This is a genomic window from Allobosea sp. 10N428, from assembly GCF_056394545.1.
The window spans coordinates 824,419-844,468 of record NZ_JBFTIC010000001.1 but is presented as its reverse complement, the minus strand read 5'-3'; the positions used below and the strand labels follow the sequence as shown (position 1 = coordinate 844,468).

The 20,050-nt window shown below is 62.5% G+C and carries 19 protein-coding genes and 2 pseudogenes; 14 read left to right on the top strand and 7 right to left on the bottom strand.

Annotated features, from left to right (window positions below; translation table 11 throughout):
* The first annotated feature begins 44 nt into the window (after window positions 1–44).
* The 7 genes from AC1DDA_RS03935 (at window position 45) to AC1DDA_RS03905 (ending at window position 8,094) form a co-directional block, all read left to right on the top strand.
* Window positions 45–1,439, top strand: a complete 1,395-nt coding sequence (locus tag AC1DDA_RS03935; RefSeq protein WP_476794718.1) for a GumC family protein — start codon at window positions 45–47, stop codon at window positions 1,437–1,439.
* 306 nt (window positions 1,440–1,745) lie between these two features.
* The gene (locus tag AC1DDA_RS03930; protein ID WP_476794717.1) at window positions 1,746–2,504 is read left to right on the top strand and encodes a hypothetical protein; all 759 of its coding nucleotides are present in this window, start codon (window positions 1,746–1,748) and stop codon (window positions 2,502–2,504) included.
* Between the two features lie 97 nt (window positions 2,505–2,601).
* Window positions 2,602–3,906: an O-antigen ligase family protein gene (locus AC1DDA_RS03925; protein WP_476794716.1), complete on the top strand. Its 1,305-nt coding sequence runs from the start codon at window positions 2,602–2,604 to the stop codon at window positions 3,904–3,906.
* 55 nt (window positions 3,907–3,961) lie between these two features.
* Window positions 3,962–5,269, top strand: a complete 1,308-nt coding sequence (locus AC1DDA_RS03920; RefSeq protein WP_476794715.1) for a hypothetical protein — start codon at window positions 3,962–3,964, stop codon at window positions 5,267–5,269.
* Between the two features lie 159 nt (window positions 5,270–5,428).
* The gene (locus AC1DDA_RS03915) at window positions 5,429–6,550 is read left to right on the top strand and encodes an acyltransferase family protein (RefSeq protein ID WP_476794714.1); all 1,122 of its coding nucleotides are present in this window, start codon (window positions 5,429–5,431) and stop codon (window positions 6,548–6,550) included.
* 43 nt (window positions 6,551–6,593) lie between these two features.
* On the top strand, window positions 6,594–7,769 hold the full coding sequence (locus AC1DDA_RS03910; RefSeq protein ID WP_476794713.1) for an acyltransferase family protein: 1,176 nt from the start codon (window positions 6,594–6,596) through the stop codon (window positions 7,767–7,769).
* 28 nt (window positions 7,770–7,797) lie between these two features.
* Window positions 7,798–8,094, top strand: a complete 297-nt coding sequence (locus AC1DDA_RS03905) for a BRCT domain-containing protein (RefSeq protein ID WP_476794712.1) — start codon at window positions 7,798–7,800, stop codon at window positions 8,092–8,094.
* 323 nt (window positions 8,095–8,417) lie between these two features.
* Here AC1DDA_RS03905 and AC1DDA_RS03900 read toward each other — a convergent pair.
* The 6 genes and pseudogenes from AC1DDA_RS03900 to AC1DDA_RS03875 all read right to left on the bottom strand — a co-directional run.
* Window positions 8,418–8,551 (bottom strand): annotated as a pseudogene (locus tag AC1DDA_RS03900) (IS66 family transposase); the annotation flags it as partial.
* Window positions 8,552–8,644: 93 nt separating this feature from the next.
* Window positions 8,645–9,001, bottom strand: coding sequence for an IS66 family insertion sequence element accessory protein TnpB (gene tnpB, locus AC1DDA_RS03895; RefSeq protein ID WP_476794711.1), 357 nt, complete (start codon window positions 8,999–9,001; stop codon window positions 8,645–8,647).
* Window positions 8,998–9,444: an IS66-like element accessory protein TnpA gene (tnpA, locus tag AC1DDA_RS03890; RefSeq protein WP_476794710.1), complete on the bottom strand. Its 447-nt coding sequence runs from the start codon at window positions 9,442–9,444 to the stop codon at window positions 8,998–9,000. Before tnpA ends, tnpB begins: the two co-directional genes overlap by 4 nt.
* A gap of 119 nt (window positions 9,445–9,563) precedes the next feature.
* A pseudogene (locus AC1DDA_RS03885) lies at window positions 9,564–9,869 on the bottom strand (site-specific integrase); the annotation flags it as partial.
* 194 nt (window positions 9,870–10,063) lie between these two features.
* Window positions 10,064–11,407 (bottom strand): MFS transporter, encoded by a 1,344-nt coding sequence (locus tag AC1DDA_RS03880; protein WP_476794709.1) that lies wholly within the window; start codon window positions 11,405–11,407, stop codon window positions 10,064–10,066.
* A 58-nt stretch (window positions 11,408–11,465) separates the two neighbouring features.
* The gene (locus AC1DDA_RS03875; protein ID WP_291653879.1) at window positions 11,466–12,125 is read right to left on the bottom strand and encodes a flavin reductase family protein; all 660 of its coding nucleotides are present in this window, start codon (window positions 12,123–12,125) and stop codon (window positions 11,466–11,468) included.
* Between the two features lie 101 nt (window positions 12,126–12,226).
* Between AC1DDA_RS03875 and AC1DDA_RS03870 the strand changes: the two genes are divergently transcribed.
* Window positions 12,227–12,916: a GntR family transcriptional regulator gene (locus AC1DDA_RS03870; protein ID WP_476794708.1), complete on the top strand. Its 690-nt coding sequence runs from the start codon at window positions 12,227–12,229 to the stop codon at window positions 12,914–12,916.
* Between the two features lie 369 nt (window positions 12,917–13,285).
* On the opposite strand, the gene AC1DDA_RS03865 is transcribed toward AC1DDA_RS03870, so the two are convergent.
* The gene (locus AC1DDA_RS03865; protein WP_476794707.1) at window positions 13,286–14,038 is read right to left on the bottom strand and encodes an IclR family transcriptional regulator; all 753 of its coding nucleotides are present in this window, start codon (window positions 14,036–14,038) and stop codon (window positions 13,286–13,288) included.
* Window positions 14,039–14,326: 288 nt separating this feature from the next.
* On the opposite strand from AC1DDA_RS03865, the gene gloA reads away from it, so the two are divergent.
* The 6 genes from gloA (at window position 14,327) to AC1DDA_RS03835 (ending at window position 20,050) form a co-directional block, all read left to right on the top strand.
* Window positions 14,327–14,761: a lactoylglutathione lyase gene (gene gloA, locus AC1DDA_RS03860; protein ID WP_476794706.1), complete on the top strand. Its 435-nt coding sequence runs from the start codon at window positions 14,327–14,329 to the stop codon at window positions 14,759–14,761.
* Window positions 14,762–14,842: 81 nt separating this feature from the next.
* Complete coding sequence (locus AC1DDA_RS03855; RefSeq protein ID WP_476780756.1) at window positions 14,843–15,559, top strand: RraA family protein; 717 nt, start codon at window positions 14,843–14,845, stop codon at window positions 15,557–15,559.
* Window positions 15,560–15,586: 27 nt separating this feature from the next.
* Window positions 15,587–16,570 (top strand): D-2-hydroxyacid dehydrogenase, encoded by a 984-nt coding sequence (locus AC1DDA_RS03850; RefSeq protein ID WP_476794705.1) that lies wholly within the window; start codon window positions 15,587–15,589, stop codon window positions 16,568–16,570.
* Between the two features lie 17 nt (window positions 16,571–16,587).
* Window positions 16,588–17,541 carry an aldo-keto reductase family protein gene (locus AC1DDA_RS03845; RefSeq protein ID WP_476794704.1) on the top strand — a complete coding sequence of 318 codons (954 nt, stop codon included), beginning with the start codon at window positions 16,588–16,590 and terminating at the stop codon, window positions 17,539–17,541.
* 219 nt (window positions 17,542–17,760) lie between these two features.
* A complete protein-coding gene (locus tag AC1DDA_RS03840) occupies window positions 17,761–19,011 on the top strand; it encodes an ABC transporter substrate-binding protein (RefSeq protein WP_476794703.1) in 1,251 nt (416 codons plus the stop codon).
* 79 nt (window positions 19,012–19,090) lie between these two features.
* Window positions 19,091–20,050, top strand: a complete 960-nt coding sequence (locus AC1DDA_RS03835; protein WP_476794702.1) for a carbohydrate ABC transporter permease — start codon at window positions 19,091–19,093, stop codon at window positions 20,048–20,050.

The window sequence follows — 20,050 nt, the reverse complement described above, 5'->3', positions numbered from 1 at the left end:
GCTGGTGAGCGCGTGTCGGAACTTCTAACGCGGAGTGGGTTTTAATGGCTCAATTCAGGTCCCAGGCCCCCTCGTTTGCTGCGCTGCTCCGTGCTGTCTGGTCGCACAAGCTCATCATGATCACGTCGGTGATCGTCGGTTTAGGCGCATTCGTGGCGCTCTATCTGCTGATCACGCCGGTCTTCGAGGCTACGAGCACCGTGCTCGTCAGCCAGGGAGGGGGCCCGGAGAGCGGCAACCGGCCCATCGAGATGGTCAGCTCTCAGGCGCGCGTCGCGGAAAGCCAGGAAGTGATCAGCGATGCGATCACGCGAGTCGGGCTGGACAGGTTCGGCACCGCAAGACCGTCGATCCTCGACGGTCTCGGCGGCTCGCTAAGGGCTGTCGTTCACGGAAAGTCGGAGCCGGCTCCGATCAATATTCCCGATGTCGACGTGGCCGCAGCGAAGCTGGCCCGGAACGTCACGGTAAGGACCGAGCCGAACTCGGAGATTATTCGGATTTCGTTCAAACACAGCAATCCTGCACTCGCGGCTGATTTCGCGAATGCGATCACCGACTCCTTTATCGCGCGCCAGCTCAACCTGGCGGAAAAGCCAGGCGCGGCCGACTTCTTCCGCAGTCAGCGTGGCCGGTTCGATGCCGAAGTCGAACGCCGTTCGGCCGCGCTGGAAGATTTCGCCCGGAGGGAGGCCATCTACTCGGTCCAGGATCAGCGCAGTCTGCTGCTGCGTCGGGCCAGTGAACTCTCCGCCTCCTTAAGCGCCACGCGGATCGCGGTCGCGGAGAAGCAGGGACAACGCTCGGGGCTGACGGAACAGCTTCGGCTTCTCAAGCCTGTCACGCAATCGCCTTTCGTCTCCAACCTCGTCGAGAGCCTCGGCTCGGACGCGAGTGCGCCCACACGGCCGGGCGCCCGGCGCGACGCGACCCCGAACGATCCGCCGCTCTTGATGGTGAAGGTCTATCAGGAGGCGATGGTTGCGCTGTTCAAAGTCAATTCAGAGATTGCCGGACTGGAGGGACTTTCCGCTCAGCAGCAGACTGAGATGGGCAGCCTCAATGCCGAGCTGCGCACGCTCTCCGCCAAGGAGGCTGAATTCGAGCGGCTCAAGCGCGAGCTGTCGCTGGCCACGCTAAATGCCGAAACCTACGCTAAGCGCGCCGTCGAAGAACAGATCAACGCGGATCTGCGAGCTGCCAAGCTGACGAATCTGCGGGTCGTGCAGGCGGCGACAATTCCCCTGCGGGCGACGTTTCCAAACGGCATCCAGTTCTTGATTCTGGGAGCGGCCGCGGGGCTGATCCTTGGCGTGGGTTTGTCGCTCCTGCTCGAGAGCCGCAAGCCGGAGCCGGTCGGTGTCGAGCTGCCGGCGATCATATTGGGCTCCACGCGCCTGCAGACGAAGATTGATGCGAGGGTGCGCGAGATGATGTGACCCTTGCTGGTTCTGGGGTGAGTGGCTTCAGGGTTTCCTGTCGCGAAGGCTAATGCCAGGTGCAAATCTTGCGTCAGGTCGCCTGCAGCGGGTGGAATCTTCAACTCAAGCCGCCGCACCTGGGCACGGCCGCGGTGAGGCGCGCGGCGTTCGGGCGTCTGTCTCGGGGAGGTGTGTCGTTCGGCTCGCTCGACCAGCTGCGGCTCGGGCAGGCTCTCGGTTTGTCGGTTCAGCGTCTCATGGTGCCGTAAGGGAGTGACGATGCGATTGAAAAAATTCTGGTGTCGGGCAGCGCCCATACTTCTGATGTCGAGCTTCGCCGCCGGCGAGGCAGCGGCCCAGCAGAGCCCACGGCCTGTGGTTGAACTGCATGATCGTCAGGCTTTCGCGAAGGGACCCTGGCTGGCGTGGCTGGAACCTTGGGGCGCCGGAGCTCTGATCCAAGGGAGGGACTATACGAACTCGATGAAGATCCTTCCGGATCGCTTTCCGGCAGAGACTTCGATTGAGTGGGCGTGGCCGAGTACACCTCCTGCGTCCGGAGTGTTCAATTTCTTGGCGATCAATTTCGGAAACTATTATAACACCAAGCCTCCTGTCCCGATTAGCGCTCGCAAGGTGCGAGACATCGCTGTCCTCAAGCACAATCACGATTTCGCTCTGGCCGGGAATCTCGATCAGTACAATGTCATGACTAATATATGGCTGACCCGGGAAGCCGGCCGTCATGATCAGCAGCTATTCGAAGTGCAGGTCTTCTTTCATGCCGCTGATCTCGCGAAACTCTATGTTCGCTCCTCGACGCCCATCGGGGCATACCGCGATGAGACCGGCCGCAACTGGCAGGTCAGCATTGATCGCACCCGTCAGGTGCCGGACATCCTCCTGCTGCCCTCGACGGACGTGCGAATTTCATCGGTCGATATCCGAGCCATGCTCCTGTGGCTGCGCGCGCAGGGCGTGATAACCGGCGAGGAGTGGTTCAACGGGCTTGGCACCGGAGTTGAAGTCACGCGGGGCTCGGGCTCGATGAAAATCAATGCCCTATCGATCACTTACGAATAGGGCGCCGACGAGTGCCGCTGCTTTTGGGGCGAGACGAGAGGCTGGTACTTCAATGGACCTGTTAGATCGCGGTCGCGCCGGATTTAGGACTGGTGCGATGCCGCACATCTCGGACGGCAGGCGGGGGGGCGAGGCGGACACGATGTCTCGTCTCAAACTCGTCGACATCTCGTTCTTCCTTCTTCTCATCATGGTGATCACGGCGCCAATCGCGACTGATATGAGCGATCTGGCCGTTTCGGCTTCGAACCCCGGCCTGACGGGGCAGGGCACGCTGTGGCGCCAGCTCGTCTATATGGCGATCTTCGGTGCGACCGCCTTCGGTGTCGGGATGCACCGCGACCTTCGGCAGCTCCAGGCAGTTCCGCCCGGTCTGCTGCTCGTGCTGGGCTATTGCTGGCTGAGCCTGTCCTGGGCGATCGAGCCCGATGTCGCTGTGCGCAGGCTGGTACTGACGACGATCGTGGTCGTGACGCTGTCGCTCGGTCTGGTGCATCTGGGCGCGCACCGGGCATTCGCGCAACTTCGCCTGATCCTTGGCGCGGTTTGCCTCCTGAACTTCTCGGCCGTATTCGCCCTTCCGTCGATCGGCGTTCACCAGGCCGACAGTTTTCGGGCCATAGCTCTGGTTGGGGACTGGCGCGGAATATTTCCTGAGAAAAATTATACGGGAATGATTTGTGCGATCACCATACTGCTGTTTTCGTTCTCGCGAACCGGTGGCGCCTATCGTCTGTCTATAATTTTGCTTTCGTTCATCTTCCTCTGGTTCACGAATTCGAAAACCTCATTTGGCCTGACGGTCATCGCCCTAGCTGCGGGGTATCTCTTCTCCCTCTACAGCCAGCGCGACCGCGGGGTCGTGCTGATCGCCGCTTGCCTCGTAGTGCTCGCTCTGACGGCCTACGGCATGTGGCATTGGGAGCAGATTATCGCGCCTCTCGATCGCCAGGACACCTTGACCGGCCGTTCACAGATATGGCGCCCGCTGCTCAGCTATATCGGTGAGAACTGGCTGTTGGGGTCTGGATATGGCTCGTTCTGGAATATCGGCCCGAACAGCCCGATCTTCGAATACGCGCAGCCTGGCAGCTGGCTGACCGCATTGGCCAGCGGCCACAGCGGCTATCTCGATCTCGCCGCTCAAATCGGCATCCCTGGCATCATCCTGGCCGTCTATGCCCTGATCTTACGGCCATTCGTCGCGCTTCTGGGCAATCCGGTGTTCCGATCCCGATCAGGCTGTCTGCTCTTCGCGTTGATGGTGTTCATCCTGGGACACAACGCCACGGAGACGACGATCATGGACCGCGACCAGTTCCTGCAATTGATGCTGGTGATCGTGATTGTCAGCGTCCACGCAAAAAGCAGCGGCCTTGCACAGCCGGTGGGCGAGCGATGACGGCGCCGGCGATGCTCGATCCTGCCACTCCGCATGGTCCAGAGGTTTCGAGGCCATGACCGAGTCGCGTGTGGTGAACGGCTTCAGGAGATCCGGCATCGCGGCTGGTGGGGTTTCGCGCTCGCTGGGTCAGCTTTCGCGCTATGGCATCGCCGCCTTCGGGCCGATCGCTCTGGCAGCAACGCAGTTTCTGCTTTCGCTGCAGATGCTTCGCCTGCTGATGCCGGCCGATTTCGGCACGTTCTCCTTTCTCCTCGTTGTGAGCCAGCTCGCCATGGGGCTGTCGAACGCCTTGTTCTGCGCGCCGATCGCCGTGCTGATTCTGCGAGGCGAGGAGGCGCAGCGGCGGGATATGGCGCGGAGCCTGTTCGCGATGAACCTGGTCTTCACCGCAGCCACTTTCGCAACGATTGGCGGCATTGCCTTGGCCATCGGCTCAAGCATGTTGGAGGCTGCGGTTTTCGCCAGCTTCTCAGCGGCGACGATGCTGCGCTGGTTCGGTCGCGCCTATTCCTATGCAGTTTGTCGCCCGTTACGGGCAACCGCTTCCGATATCGTCTCTGGTGCGGCGCTCGCCATTGCCATGCTTGCGATTTGGGTTGCCGGCCGTGCGGACTCGGTCTCTGGTTATCTCGCGCTTTTGCTGAGTGGCTCGCTGGGCATGCTCCCGTTGGGCCGCGACTACCTTCGGCAACAGTTTTGCTGGCCTGCACGAGACGAGCTGTCTCGCTACAGAGGGATCTGGCGGGAGCATTCCGGCTGGTCGCTTCTGGGTGTCGTCACCACCGAGGCGACCGGCAACGCGCATGCCTATGTCGTCACCCTCGTGAGCGGCGCGGGCGCGTTTGCCGCCATCGCCGCCAGCGCTCTGCTGACGCGCCCGCTGACCGTGGTCATGAATGCTCTGACGGAGTTTGAGCGGCCACGTATCGCGCGCTTCATCAACGAGAGGCAGAGCGTGGAGGCGGAGCGCGCAGTGACCTTCTTCCGCTATATTCTCGTGGCGGCATGGTTGTTGGTGGTAATGGCGGCGGTCTTGCTGCTGTTTTATGCGCCCTGGCTCGTTTTCCCGCGCGAGTACGATCTGAGCTATCTCTCGCAGGGTGTCGCCCTCTGGATGCTTATCGTCGGTGTCAGGATGCTGCGCGCGCCCGACAGCGCTTTGCTGCAATCGGCGGGCAAGTTCCGACTCCTGGCCCATGCGAGTGTTGTCTCCGCCGCGGTCTCGATGATCGCTGTTCCAACCCTGCTCTTCACTGGCGGTCCGCTCTGGTCCGTCGTTGGGATCTTGTTGGGAGAAATCGCCTTCGCGCTCGCGCTCTGGCGTGGCCGGCGCGGTTGGCGGGAGCAGTCGGATGGCTGAACTCCGTATCGTCGCCGAGCAATTCAATCGTTCGCGCGTCCTCGGTGAGCGGCCGTGGCATGGCGGGAGGAGCCTGACTTGCTAGGGCCAGCTTCGATCGCCCGGACCGCAAGACGTTGCATCGAACAGGCGGTGTCGAGCAAGGAAATCAGCCCATCCATGGCCTCGGCGCTCGACCTCACGCGCTGGGTCGCAGCTCTGCTTGTTCTTATCTACCACGTCCGGGAGAACGTTCTCGTTCTGGCCGGCGACACGTCGGAAAGCCTGCGGTCAGCGCTGGTTTCGATTGTTTATCTCGTGACCAGCTGCGGCGACCAAGCGGTTACCTGGTTCTTCATCACGAGCGGGTTCCTGGTCGGCGGCAGTGCGGTCTCGGATATCGTCTCGGGCCGCTTCGAGGGCAGGCACTATCTGGTCAATAGGATATCGCGGATCTACGCCGTGTATCTTCCGGCGCTCGCGTTGGGTTTCGCGCTCGATCTGATCAGGGTGGGACAATTCGGCATTAGCGTCAATGCGGGGGGCGAAACAGTAGCCAGCTATAGCGCTCTTACGGTTATTCTGAATGTCTTGAATCTGCAGACCATTCTTGCGCCGACGATTGGAAGCAATATCCCGTTGTGGAGCATCGCATATGAAATGTTTTATTATTTAACCTTTCCATTCATATTTATCGCTTTCTGGAGGGGGCGTTTAGATCTGAGGATCACATTTATAATTGCATTATATTTTGTAATAGTGTTCAAAAGTAATCCTTCAGTCATAAATTATTTCTTCATTTGGGTGCTTGGGGCGGTTGTCCGATTCATGCCCAGGCTTATTTTTGCGTCCCCGATCTTGGCTTGGGCTGCCGCAGTGGCCGCCTGCTTCAGTTTTCCGGCTCTGGCCACGCTGCTGGGAGGAGGCGCGAAGATCGTTCTCGGTCTGGCTTTTGCGAACGCCCTTCTTGCCGCGCGGTTCAGCAACTCTCCAATGCTGCTGAAGATTGCACCCATCAATGCGCTTTTGGCATCATTTTCATTCAGCTTGTATGTTCTTCATGCTCCCGCACTGCACTTCATCCTGGCGCTAGCGAACGGCCGTGCCGACCCGCGTTTGAGCCTGCAGCCCAGCGGATGGGAGGCTGCGAGTTGGGGCGTTGGGCTGACGGCCGCGCTTGTCCTCTATGCCTTCGCTTTCAGCCTCTTCACGGAGCGCAAGACGCACGTGGTCCGGGCGTTCCTCGAGAGGCAAATTTCCGGAAAATGCAGTGATCAAGTCAGTGCCATAAAGCCTCGATGAGCTCTCGTGTTCACCACAGGTGCCTGGAGAAAGATCGGCCATAATGCGTATACATCAGATAGATGCGTTGCGCGGACTCATGGCCGCCGTCGTCGTCATCCAGCATATCTACCTGTCGTTTCCGACGGGGAGTGGCGCGGAGTGGGTGAATATTATCAAGTACTCACCCCTGCGCATTTTCATCGCGGGGCACGCGGCGGTTTTGGTGTTCTTCGTCATGAGCGGCTTCGTTGTTGCTCTGCCGTTCACTGGCGGACGGTCGCTGGTCTTCAAGGATTTCATCGTGAAGCGGCTCGCCCGGCTCTATCCGCCGTTTGCGGTAGCGGTGCTATTGGCGGCCTTGCTGTTCTGGCTGGTAGGCAATCGCGGCGGGGCGACGGCCAGCGCTTGGCTGCATGAGAATTGGAATGTCGATCTGTCCTTGCCGCTCGTTCTGCTGCATTTGATCGGCACCGGCAGAGCTGACGACATCAGTCTCAATAGCCCGATCTGGAGTCTCATCGTCGAAATTCGTGTGGCGCTGATTTTTCCGGTCCTGCTACTCCTCGCGACACGCTGGCGCATCGGTTCTTTGATCGGCGGGGGGCTCCTCCTGCTTGGGTCGAGTTTTCTCATGCCCGCTCTCGGCGAGGGCCAGCAGATCTACGTATCGTCCACAACGATCCTGGGAAATCTCGTCGTTACCGCGCGCTATCTGATCTATTTCATCATCGGTATCGTGATGGCGGAGACGCTTGCTATCTGGCGCGGCCGGCTCACGGAGCTCAGCGGAGCTCGCCGTCATGTTGTCGTCGGGCTGTCCGTGATCCTCCTGCTGGCTCCCAGCACGCATAGCTATCTGTCGGATTGGGTCATCGGTGTGGGTGCGGTCGGGATCGTGGCGACGACCGTCGCCTATGGCGATCGCTGGCGTTTGCTTCTCTCGGCACCAGCTCAGTGGCTTGGCCGGGTTTCGTATAGTCTCTACCTGATCCACATGCCTCTCTGGCTCGCGGCCATTCACCTCGGAGCTGACAGGATCGGCTTGCCGATGACAGCGTTGTTGTTCCTGGCAATCGTGTTTCCTGCTGCCGAAATGATGTATCGGCTTGTCGAGCAGCCTTCGATCGCGTTGGGACGATACCTGAGTGGCAAGCGGGGCGCGCACGCCGCCATGGGCGCCGAGCCTGCCGCATCTGGAAAGATCAAAGAACCTTTGGCGCTGAGTGGGAAGGGCTGATTGCAGGAAGGCGCGAGAAAGGCCGCATGTGGCCAACCTCTCGCATTCGATTGACGTCGACTCGCCGCAACTACTGGTGGCGGCCCCCTTGGCAAGCTCTGTCGCCGGCAAGATCTTGGTCTTCACCGGCGCGCTGGAGTGGATGATCCGCGATGAGGCCAGGGCGATGGCCGAACGGCTCGGCGCGAAGGTCGCGGGTGTGGTCCCGTGGAATGCCGATCGGCTCGTCGCTGGCTCCGGTGCTGGTCCCAAGCTCAAGGACGCGTCCAAGCCCGGCGTCGAGGCGATCGACGAGGCCGGCTGGTCCGATCTGAAGGGCGGTTGAAGTCCGCTACGGGCGGCTTCGACAAACCACCCGCACCAGCCGACAAGCTTTCCGTACAGCACACTCCGTGTGGGGAAAGGCGAAGTTTGCCGCACCGATTATGAAATGCCCTCATAAGCCATTGAAATATTTCAGCGTCGCTGTGGGGGCGTTTAGGTTGAAAGTGCCGCAAGTAAGGCAAAGCGCTTCCGCAACCAGGACATTGTGTCGTCGCTGGCGGACTGCGTCAGCTGAGCCTCGGCTCGCTTCTGGGAAGGCGGCTTCCGAAGTTAGACCATTCCTGACACCGGAAGCTTCCGCTTCCAAATATATCAAATTCGCGATTGCTCGGCCTCTTCCAGCCCAGCAGAAGCTGGTCCTCGGGCAAGGTCTCGGCCCGGCGGCCGAAACGCCGCCGCTGCAACTCCTTGATGATCTGGCGCAGGCGCTCGATCTCCGCTTCCCGCGCGATCAGCATCGCCTGAAGCGTCTCGGGGTCATGGGGAAGCTCTGGCGGGAGCGAGGCCGTGACGCCGATTCAATCATGTTCGTCAGATGCTTGCGAGCGCTTTCAGCTCGCGGCGACCGGCGCCGCCGCCCGCTGCGGTTCATGGACCCGGCGCCAGTCCAGCCCTTCGAACAGGGCCTGAAGCTGGGCCGCCGTCAGTCGCAGGGCTCCGTCCTCGATCTTGGGCCAGCGGAACTCGCCATCCTCCAGACGCTTCGAGACCAGCACCACGCCGGTGCCGTCCCAGAACACCAGCTTCACCCGGTCCAGGCGCTTGGCGCGGAACACGTAGATCGTGCCCGAGAACGGGTCGGCGCCCATCGTCTCGCACACCAGGGCGGTCAGGCCCTCGGCACCCTTGCGGAAGTCGACCGGCTTCGTCGCGACCATGACGCGGACCGCGCCGGTCGGGCCGATCACGATCCGGCCTTCAATGCGCCGAGTACCGCCGCGATCGTGACCGGCAAGGCCCGGTTCTCGATCGTTACCCTGACGCCAGCGACGTCGATCTCGATGGCTGCCGCGCGGCGCGACCGAGCGCGCCGCTTCGGGCGTGACGACTGCGCCGTCCGCTCCGATATGGGTGCCGGTTCTGGCGCCATCACCGCCGGCACGAACGCGGGCATCGCTTCCGCGGCCTTGCGGATCTCGCGGCGCCAGGTGAACAATTGCTGCGGCGACAAGGGATAGGCGCGGGCGACGGCGCTCACCGTCGCGCCAAGCTCGAAGCTCTCCGCCACAATCCGCGCCTTGTTCTCGGCAGACCAGTCCCGACGGCGCCCCGCACCTGTGAAGACCTCAAACCGCCTAACCGGCTCGTCGATCTCGACGCTCGATTTAAGCGTAAGCTCTGAAATCGTCATATGTCCAAGCCCTCCAGGCTCGGAACATCAACGTTCATGCCCCATCCCGCACTGCAGCTCGGGAGCCAGCCGCCAATTGCCGCTGGTCGTCTCCTGAGCCAGGCTGTCAGCGCCTCTCAGGTCGGATAGGTGAGCTCGAATGGCACCGGCCGGCCGGTCTTCTGCTGGATGATCGAGGTCCTCAGCCTGACGGTTCCGCCGAGCACGATATCACCCACGCGAACCCGGACGAGATCACAGCCACGTAGCTTGCTGTCGATCGCGAGATTGAACATCACCAGATCACGCACACGACGTTCGTGTTGAAGCCGTGTCCTGATGGCCCCGATGTGACGCGGCTTCAGGGGTGGCTTCGGGCCGATCATGCGTCCCGTATCCAGGCTGGAAGCTGATGAGTCTGCTGAGCTTCGACAAGCATGGCGCATCCCCCATCGGATGCTGCGTCAGAAACCATTGTACTACATCCGCCGCTCGTCTGATGCGCCATGACCAGACATTGGCTTGTCCCCGGGAAGCGGACCTTCAGTGAGTAATCGCGGCCCGAGCTAGAGCCGGCCAACTCGTCGGCGAGCCCGGAGCCGATGACCCAGGTCGGCTCCGGGCTTTATCGCTGCATATGTCAGCGAGAGTTGAGAGATGCCGACCAGTTCGACAGCCGCCCGGTATCCGGCCGGTCGAGATCAAGGTCGCGGGTTTCCGGGATCAGCAAGCCAGTCAGCAAGGTGATGCCCGCCACGAACATCAGGTAGAACAGGAACAGCCGATGCTCGCCCGTCTGCGAGAGATAGGTGTTCACGTATGGAGCGGTGCCGCCAAAGATCGCGGTGGCGAGCGAGAGCGGCCCACTTACGCCGGTCGCCCGGACCGGCGTGGGAAACACTTCCGCCCACACCGCCGTGTTGACCCCGAACAGGCAGGCCAGGATCAGCAGCGCGCAGATCATCGCCGTCAGCAGGCCCGAGAAGCTGTTCGTGATCATCCCATCGAGTTGCAAGGTCGCGGCAATGAAGCCGAGCCCGAACAGGATGATGAAGATCCGCCGCCCGTACCGGTCCGCGAGCCAGCCGACGATCGGGATGGCGACGAAGAACACCGCCTGCGCGATCAGACTCGCCGTCAGCGCCGATGTCGCATCGAGCCCGCGGCTGATCTGCGCAAAGGTCGGGCTGTATATCAGCCACGTGTAGAACATGATCGAGCCACCGGCCGAAAGCCCGAAGACGACGGCGACGCCGCGCCAGTTCCGCAGCAGTGGGCCGAGCCCGGTCGCGGTTTTCGCACCCTGCGCGTGCACCTTCGCAAAACTGTCGGTCTCGGTCAGCTTGCGGCGCAGATAAAGCCCGTAGAAGCCGAGGAGCCCGCCGAGCACGAAGGGAATGCGCCAGCCCCAACTTTCCAGGACCGGGCGGCCGAGCGTGGCGTTGAGCAGCAGGCCCGTGACCGTAGCGATCATCGTGCCGAGGACGACGCTCATCCATGACGTGCTGCCATAGAGCGCGCGCCGGTGGCGCGGCGCCCGCTCGACCAGATAGGTGACGGATGTCCCCATCTCGCCGCCATGGGCGATGCCCTGCGCCAGGCGCGCGACCAGCAGGATGACCGAAGCAACGAGCCCCACCATCGCGAAGGTCGGGGCGAAGGCGATGACGAGGCTGCCGCCGGCCGTGATGAACATCGCCAGTGTCAAGCTCTTCTTGCGACCGACCCGATCGGCGTAAAGCCCGAACAGGAAGCCGCCGAGCGGCCGCGTCAGGAAGCCGGCCGCGAAGACGGCGAGCGCCGCCAGCAGCGCCGCCGACTTGTCCGCCGAGGGGAAGAACTGGAGCGCGAAATAGGGCGCGAAGATCGTGTAGATCGTCCAGTCGAACCATTCGAGCGTATTGCCGAAATTGACCGCGATCAGATCCTTGACGCGGCGGGAACGCGGGGCGGCGAAAGCGCCCTCTGCGGCGATGTCAGACATGTGGTGACCCCTCTTTTTATTGATGTTGACGCTGTCGATGGGGAGGTCGGCGCAGGCCTCAGCCAGCGGCGCGGCCTTCGAGGCCGAACCGGGCATCGGCATCAGCACCCGGCACGCGCATTTCGAAGACGTCTTTCACGACCGTGTAGTCGAAGTAGCCGAGGCGGGCGATCGGCTTGATCGCAGGAATGTCGAGCTTGCCTTCGCGCGTGATGAAGCGGTCGTCGATATGGATCGTCTCGACCTGTGCGAAGACGATATCGATGGTGCCGACCGCCGAATTGCCTTTCAGACGGTGCGTGCCGAGGTAGCGGCATTCGAACTTAACCGGGCTCTCCTTGACCATCGGGATGCGGGCATTGTCCGCATATTCGCGCGTCACGTTCAGGCGGTCGAATTCGCTTTCTTCGGGCGGCAGCGCCATCGCGCTCAGGTTGACCGCCTCGCGCAGGTCGTAGGTCGCCATGTTCCAGACGAACCAGCCGGTCTCCTCGGCATTGAGCACCGTGTCCTTGCGGCGCCCGTCTGGATACTGGTTCGCCGAGAACATCACCATCGGCGGATCGAAGGTCAGGTTCTGCCACTGGCTGTAGGGCGCGATGTTCTCGACACCCGCCGCGCTGACGCTGGACAGCCAGCCGATCGGCCGCGGCACAGTACAGCTCTTGAACGGCGAGAAAGGGAGCGGGCTCGGCTCGATGGAGGGTGAATACTTCATAGCGTCGCGTTTCGGGCTCTGGTGGATTTCGATAATATCTTACCAATATATCAGATGAATAACGGTTTGGAAAGCCCGTGAAATCGGCTATCGGATCAAGAATGGAATCGCCTCCCGACCGGAGGCGGCGCTGGGCTGGAAAACGGATGAATCAATCGGAACAGGCGGTCGCCGCCTTGCAGCGCCTGATCGAGCAGGGCGAGCTCAAGCCCGGCTCGATGGTGTCCGAACGTGGCCTGATGGAGGCGACGGGCCTCGGCCGCACCCCGGTGCGGGAGGCGATTCAGCGCCTCGCCCTCAACCACATGCTGCGCATCCACCCCAACAAAGGCATCGAAATCCCGGCAATCTCCGTCGAAGACCAGCTCAGCGGCCTAGAGGTTCGCCGGGCCGTCGAGGTTCTCGCCGTCGGGCTCGCCTGCCGCCGGGCGAGCGAGAAAGACATCGAGGCGATCGCGGCCCTGAAAGCCACCCTGGCCGGCGGTTTCGATCTCCACGGCTATTCCGAGACCGTGCGCCAGACTCACGCCCTGATCATCCAGGCCGCGCACAATCCCTATCTCGAAGCGTTGATGGTGCCGTTGCAGACCMTGTCGCGCCGCTTCTGGATCATGCATGTCCGCGACGAGCAGGCCGAGATCGCCCATGGCAAGCGACTGCACCAGGAGATTCTGCAGGCCATCCTGCTACGCGATCCGGATGGAGCCAGCGCTGCATCCATTGCGCTTAACAGCTACCTCGTCGAGTTCGCCCTCTCCGTAGTGTCGCGTATGGCCACGTCGCACAGTTGAAAGCTGCGATGGCGCGCCAAAGACGCGCCAAGAGCTGACTTCAACTCAGCGTCAGGAAGCGGAGTATGCACGTGCTAGCAGCGCAGCGGAAAGCTCCCCCGCTCGCCGCGACCGAAGAAAGTAGGTGGGACCTGTCCGCGCTCATCTGAAATTGCATCATTCAGCCTTTTCCCGGCTCTCGCGACCACTCTGCCCACCCGTTCGGCGAAACCGCTCGCGTCGGCGGGGGGCTCGTCATCCAGCAGGCGAGCGGTGTCGAGGAGAAGATGAGCGATGTCAGCGCGCAGGGCACCAAAACAATCGGCCGGAAGCGGCCATCGAGGAACGGTTCAACGAGACCGGGCCCCTGCAGCCAAGCCCGCTCAGCCCTTACCCGGAGGGAGTCGGGCGGTTCAGTAGTTCTTGCGAGATCAGCTTCGCAACCCCGGTGACGGCTGTGCGCAGCGTCTCGATGCGCGAGCGATCTTGGATGCGCAGAAAAGGGATGCTGACCGCTGCCACAACCTTGTTCTGCCGATCATGGACCGGAGCTGCGACCGCCATCACGCCAACTGAGAATTCACCATCGTCGAGGGCCGAGCCTGACCGCCTGATCTGGGCAAGACTCCTGCCGATCTCCTCGGGTTCGCACATCGTTCTGTCTGTATAGCGCGGCAGTGGGCTGTTCAGGATCCGAGCAATGTCGCCGCCGTCCATATGAGCAAGCAGGACCCGGCTGGCTGCGCCGGCATGCAGCGGCAGGCGCCGACCAGGTTTGACGGTCAGCCCATAAGCGCCGGAACTATGCGCAACCGCGATGACCAGGACGCCGTCGCCATCCAGCACCGAGAGCTTGCTCGCCTCGCCGGTGGCTAGGGAAAGGCGCTCGAGATGAGTGTTGGCGAGTTTGACCAGCTCGGAATCATGCCCGGTCACGACATTGGCGGCCAGGGACAGAAGACGCGGCCCGAGCAGGTAGGAGCCCGAAACGCTCCTCCTGACGACGTCTCGCGCCTCAAGGGTATTCAGGATGCGGTAGACGGTCGAGCGCGGCATATCGAGAAACTCGCTCAACTCGCGGATCGAGGTGCCGGCCGGGCGCCGCTCTATGATCTCCAGCAGGTCGAGCATGCGCTCGATCACCGGAACCTGGTTTCCCTCGCGCCGCTTCGTGCCCGCTGCGTCGGTCGCTTCGCTCATCGTGATCAACCTTGTCTCCCTTGCGGCCGGCGCCGCTGCAGGACGTCGGCGGCGGTGTCAAACTTTAGCCGGCCGGGGCAATCGACGCCCAGCATCGATTTACAATTGACAGCCCGGACAATCGGCAGATGATTACATAGGAACTGATAGAGTTCAAATAGGAACTGATAACCGCTGGTGCTCTTCGCGTCGCTCGATGCGACGGGGGACGGACCGGCCGCGAGGAACGACATGACGGGCACTACAACGAACGGCTTCAGGATCATGCACACGATGATCCGGGTCGGAGACCTGGATCGCTCGGTTGCATTCTACTCGCGGCATTTTGGCATGACCGTCGTCAAGAAAGTCGATGTGCCCGAGGCGAAATACACCAACGTCTTCATCGGCTACGGCAGCGAGTCGAATGATCCGATGATCGAGCTGACATATAATTACGGCATATCAACCTACGAACCGGGCAACGGCTTCGGCCATCTCGCGATCGGTGTCCGCGACCTCCACGGTGTGTGCCTGGCATTGCGGGAGGCCGGCGTTCGGATCGTGCGCGAACCCGGACCGCTCAAGTTCGGCACCGTGCACATCGCCTTCATCGACGATCCGGACGGCTACCGCATCGAGCTGATCGATCTCGGCACCGGCGATTACGCGGGGCCCGCCGCCTGAACCGAGGCGGCCTTCAGGGTGACACTTCAACCACAGTTCCAACAGATCGGCACCCGAGCCGGCTCCCGTGAGGACACGACCATGACGGCTTGCAGCCCCGAAACGATCCAGTTGCTGAAGCGCGTGCCGACGGCGGCGATCACCGGCATCCTGCTGAAGAAATACGGGCTGCGCATGCGCGCCATTCCGGGCATCGGTCCGATCGATCCGGCCCATTGCCGCTTCGTCGGCCCGGCCTTCACCCTGCGCTATGTCCCGATGCGCGAGGATATCGCCTTGACGGTCGACATCGGCAATCCCGCCAATGCGATGCTGCAGGCGACCCAGCAGATCCCGGCCGGCAGCGTGTTCGTCATGGACATGTGCGGCGTCGGCGCTGTCGGTGGGCTAGGCGACGTGCTGACCACCCGCATGAAGGTGCGCGGCGTGGTCGGCGTCGTCGCCGATGGCGGCATGCGCGATGTCAGCGAGATCCGAGCCTTGGGGATGCCGACCTTCTGCAAGGGGCCGGCCGCACCGGCGAGCCCCTCGGCGCTCATCCCGATGGCGATCCAGCAGCCGATCGGCTGCGGCGGCGTGCTCGTCTTCCCCGGCGACATCATCGTGGGCGACGAGGATGGGGTGGCCGTCATTCCGGTTCATCTGGCCGCCGAGGTGGCCCAAATGGGCGTCGACAAGGAGGCGCTGGATGGATGGGTCCGCGACCGCGTCGCTGAGGGCGGCGACATTCTCGGTCTGTATCCGCCGAACGAGGCGAACCTGGCAAAGTTCGAGGCCTGGAAGGCAATGCAGGGTTGATCTTCCGGCAGCCTTCAGGAGCAGAACATGCGCGTCCACATCCAAAACCATCCCGATGACGGCAATCCGCGTGCGACGCTGGCTCAGTGGCAGGACGCGGTGGCGAGGGCCGGGCAAAAGGCTCATGGCCTGGAGACCAGCTTCGGCGAAACCGCAGCCGATTTCGCAGCCGTCATCGGCGAAGTCGACGCACTGATCACCACCTCCCGGGTGGTGCAGAATTACCTGCCCTCCGCCGAGCCGACGCAACTCAAGCTGATCTTCCTCACCCATGCCGGGGTCGATTCACTGGCGAAGGGCCGCTTTATTCCGGCGGGCGTTACGCTTCTGAACAACAGCGGCGCCCATGGCGTCAAGGCGGCCGAATACGCTCTGATGGCCGTGCTGATGCTGGCCAACCACATGCCGCTTTTCGCGGGGCAGCAGCGCGAGGGCCGCTGGCACCGGAAGCTGGCCTCCTCGGTGGCTGGCCGCCGGGCGACGATCGTCGGCCTGGGCGCCATCGGCGGCGTGATCGCGCAGCGCCTGAAGGCGCTCGGCCTGCATGTCACCGGGGTCCGGACAAGAGCCGAGCCACATCCGCATTGCGACGACGTCATCGCGACGGATGATCTTGACCGCATCCTGACCGCCACCGAATTCCTGGTCCTGATCGCGCCGCTGACGCCCCAGACGACGCATCTGCTGGACCGAAGGCGGATCGCGCTGCTGCCTCCGCAGGCCGGCGTGGTCAATATCGGCCGAGGCGAACTCGTGGAGCAGGATGCCCTGCTCGATGCACTGGATGCCGGCGCGCTGGCAGGCGCGGTTCTAGACGTGGCGACGCCGGAGCCGGTCCCGGCCGGGCACAGGCTCTGGACGACGCCCAATCTCGTCCTGACGCCGCATATGTCGTCCGGCGACCCTCTGACCTACATCCCGCGCAGCCTCGACATCTTCCTCGACAATATCGAGGCCTTCCGTGCGGGCCGCCCCCTTCCCAACGCCGTCGATCTTGCGCGCGGCTACTGAACCGGACGGGTCTTCTCATGCGCTTCAAGCCTTTCGGCAAGACCGGCCTTTCCCTTTCGCAGATCGCGCTCGGCGGCCATGAATTTCTGAAGAGCGGGCTGTCGCGCGGTTTCAACGAGAACTTCGCCCAGGCCGTCACACGCGGATATGTCGCGCCGGGTTTCGGCGGGCCCAAGCGGCTCGAGATCCTGAAGGCGGCCTATGATCTCGGCATCAACCTCTTCGACGTCACGATTGACTCGGAGAAGGAGGCGCTGGGTCGCAACCTGTCCGAACTGCCGCCGCCCTATCCGGTCTATGTCCAGACCCGCCCCGAAGGCATGTGCTACGGCTACGATCCCGGCAACCGGCAGATGCTCGACTACTCATTGCTGCGAGCCGAGACCGAACGCGTTCTGAAGCTGATCCGCCGCGAGATCGTCGACTTCTTCAATATCGGCCTGATCAATGGATCGATCGACGAGACGCCGGACTATATGGCGCGCCTCGCCGACAATCTCGCCCGCCTCAAGCAGGACGGCCTGATCCGTTTTGCAGTGGCCGACTCCCATGCCGGTGAAAGGCTTTACCTCGCCGAACTCGGCTCCGGCGGCTTCGATGCGGTCAATCTCGATCTCAGCCTCGGCGAGTTCGACGGTTTGCACGCAGTGGTTCCACGCGCGCGGGAACTCGGCCTCGGCGTCATCGCGCGGGAGGTCTTCTTCAAGGGGGAACTGTTTCCGATCGCCGAAGAGGTGGGATTGACCGACCGTGCGGCCGTGGCGCGAACCGCGCTGGCCTGGGTCGGCCGCCAGGACACGGACGTGATCATACTTGGCGTCGACAATGCAGAGCAATTGCGGGCCAACGCCGCGACCCTCGACGCTGGACCAGCGGCTCTCGACGAGAACCTGCAGTCCAGGCTCCAGGCGGGCGCCGGCTTCAAAGCCTATCGCGACAGACGAACGGAGCTGTTTTTCGAGCGCCGATAAACGGCCGCCATCGCAGACGCATCGGGCCCGCCCCGATGCAAGCAAATTCTTGACAGGCCGCGCCCGACCGCCCACGATCATAACAGAACACGATCTATTCAAATAGGAATAGATACACCCAACCTGGTCGCCGCCAGAGCGACCGGAATCAGAACGATACCGTCCGGGCAAAAGACCCGGCGGCAACAAAAATAAAAACGATCTCAGGGAGGACCGACAGTGAGATACACGACGTTCAAGCTCCGCCTGGCGATGGCCGCGGCTGCTATCATCTCGGTGACGCCAGCGCTGGCGGGCGAAATCAACTGGTGGGTATCCGAACCCGGCCGGGTCAAGGCCCAGCAGCTTGCGACCGAGTTCGAGAAGGAGAACCCCGGCATCACCGTGAAGCTGCAGGCCAATCCCTATGGTGGCCTCGAAGGCAAGGTGATGATTGCGGTGAGGTCGGGGCTGCCGCCCGATATCATCGAGGTCCAGAACTCATGGATCCCGTCCTATCAGGCCACCGGCGCGCTCGAGGAGGTCGGCGCGGCAATTGGCCAAAGTGTGCCTTTGGGCGATTTTGTGCCCGCGACGCTGGCAGCGACTTCGGTCGACAACAAAGTCTATGGCCTACCTTTCCAGGCCGAGGCCCTGGCGATGCTTTACCGCAAGGATCTGTTCCGCGAGGCCGGCCTCGATGACGGAAAGCCGCCCCAGACCTGGGACGAGATGATCGAAGTCTCGAAGAAGCTGACCTATACCAGCAAGACCGGCCAGCGGCGCTACGGCTACGGGATCGCCGGCGGCGGAGCCGAAGGCCAGGGCAACACGCTGTATCGCTCGCTGCCCTATATCTGGATGAATGGCGGCGACATCCTCTCCCCCGACATGAAGAAGGCGACGCTCAGTTCGCCCGAGGCGGTGGCGGGCGTGAAGTTCTATACGGACATGCTGACCACGTTGAAGGTCGCGCCTCCCTCGACGCTGGAGAATGGCGGCCTCGAACTGCGTCGCCTGTTCATGGCCGGAACCATCGCGATGTATCAGGGCACGCCGACGGAACTGGAACGCTTCGCGCAGGACGCGCCCAATTTGGATTACGGCGTCGCGATCATGCCGTATCCCAAGGGCAAGCAGACCTCCGCATTGCTGGGGGGCTGGGGCTTCATCGTGCCCAAAGCCGGAAAGAACAAGGCCGAGGCGCTGAAGCTGCTCCAGTTCCTGGCCAAGCCAGAGCGGCTCGCGCTCTACACGCGCACCTTCCCGACCACCACGACAGCGATGAACCTGCCGCGCTTCGCCGATCCGAGGCTGGACGCGTTCAAGGTGATGCTGACCCATGCCCGGCCGCAACCGGCCATCGGCACCTGGCTCGAGATTTCCAGCGCCTACTACAAGAGCGTCCAGGAGATCCTGATTGGCGGGGCTACGCCGCAGGCCGCGATGGCCGCCGCCGACAAGGCGATCGACGCGATCCTGAAGAAATAGCCGCCCAGGCGTCACGTCATGCGCTTGCGCGCTGACGTGGCGGCCCCGGCATGCCCCTCCGCGCCGCAGCGTGACGATGATGTCCAACACAGCACAGAGCTTGGCCCCGATCCCAGCCCACTCGCCGCCGCGCCCGCCGGAGCGTCATGCCGACGCCCCGCGCGGGCGGATCGGGCGCTATATCGCCGCCCATAAGGACGGGCCGATCTTCTTCATCCTGCCGGCGATTGCGCTTCTGGCGACCTTCATCATCTACCCGATCATTTCTACGCTGATCCTGAGCGTCACCGACGGAAGCGGGGCCTTCGTGGGCGCGGCCAACTACATCAACATCGTCGAATCCGATCGCACCGCACGGGCCACCGTCAACACGATTTATTTCGTGGCGTCGTCGATCATCCTGCAGCTCGTGCTCGGCACGGCGGCGGGGATCGTGCTGAACGAGCGGTTCCGCGGGCAGGCCCTGGTGCGGGCGCTGACCCTGATCCCCTGGGTCATTCCCGGGATCGTCGGCGCCATGACCTGGGCCTGGATGTTCCATACCGACTATGGCGTGATCAACTATGTGCTGATGTCGAATGGGCTCGTCGACGAGCCGGTCCGTTGGCTGACCAATCCCAGCATCGTGCTGCCGGCGCTGACGGCCGTGAACGTCTGGAAGATGTTTCCCTTCGTGGCGATCATGGTTTTGGCCGGGCTGCAGTCGATCCCTGTCTCGCTCTACGAGGCGGCGAAGGTCGATGGCGCGACCTTTCGCGACGAGGTCCTCTACATCACGTTGCCGCAGCTGCGGCCGATCCTGGCTTCGATCACCCTGCTGCTCATCATCGCCGGCGTGAATTCGATCACGATCATCTATGCAATGACCAAGGGAGGTCCGGCGGACCGGTCGCTGATCACCTCGATCCAGATTTTTGTCGAGGCGTTCCAGTACTTCAACTTCAACCAGGCCAGTGCGCTGTCGGTAATGTTCTTCATCGTCTCTACCGTTTTCATCGTCGCACATATCTGGTTCGACGGCCGCCGGAAGGAGAGCTGA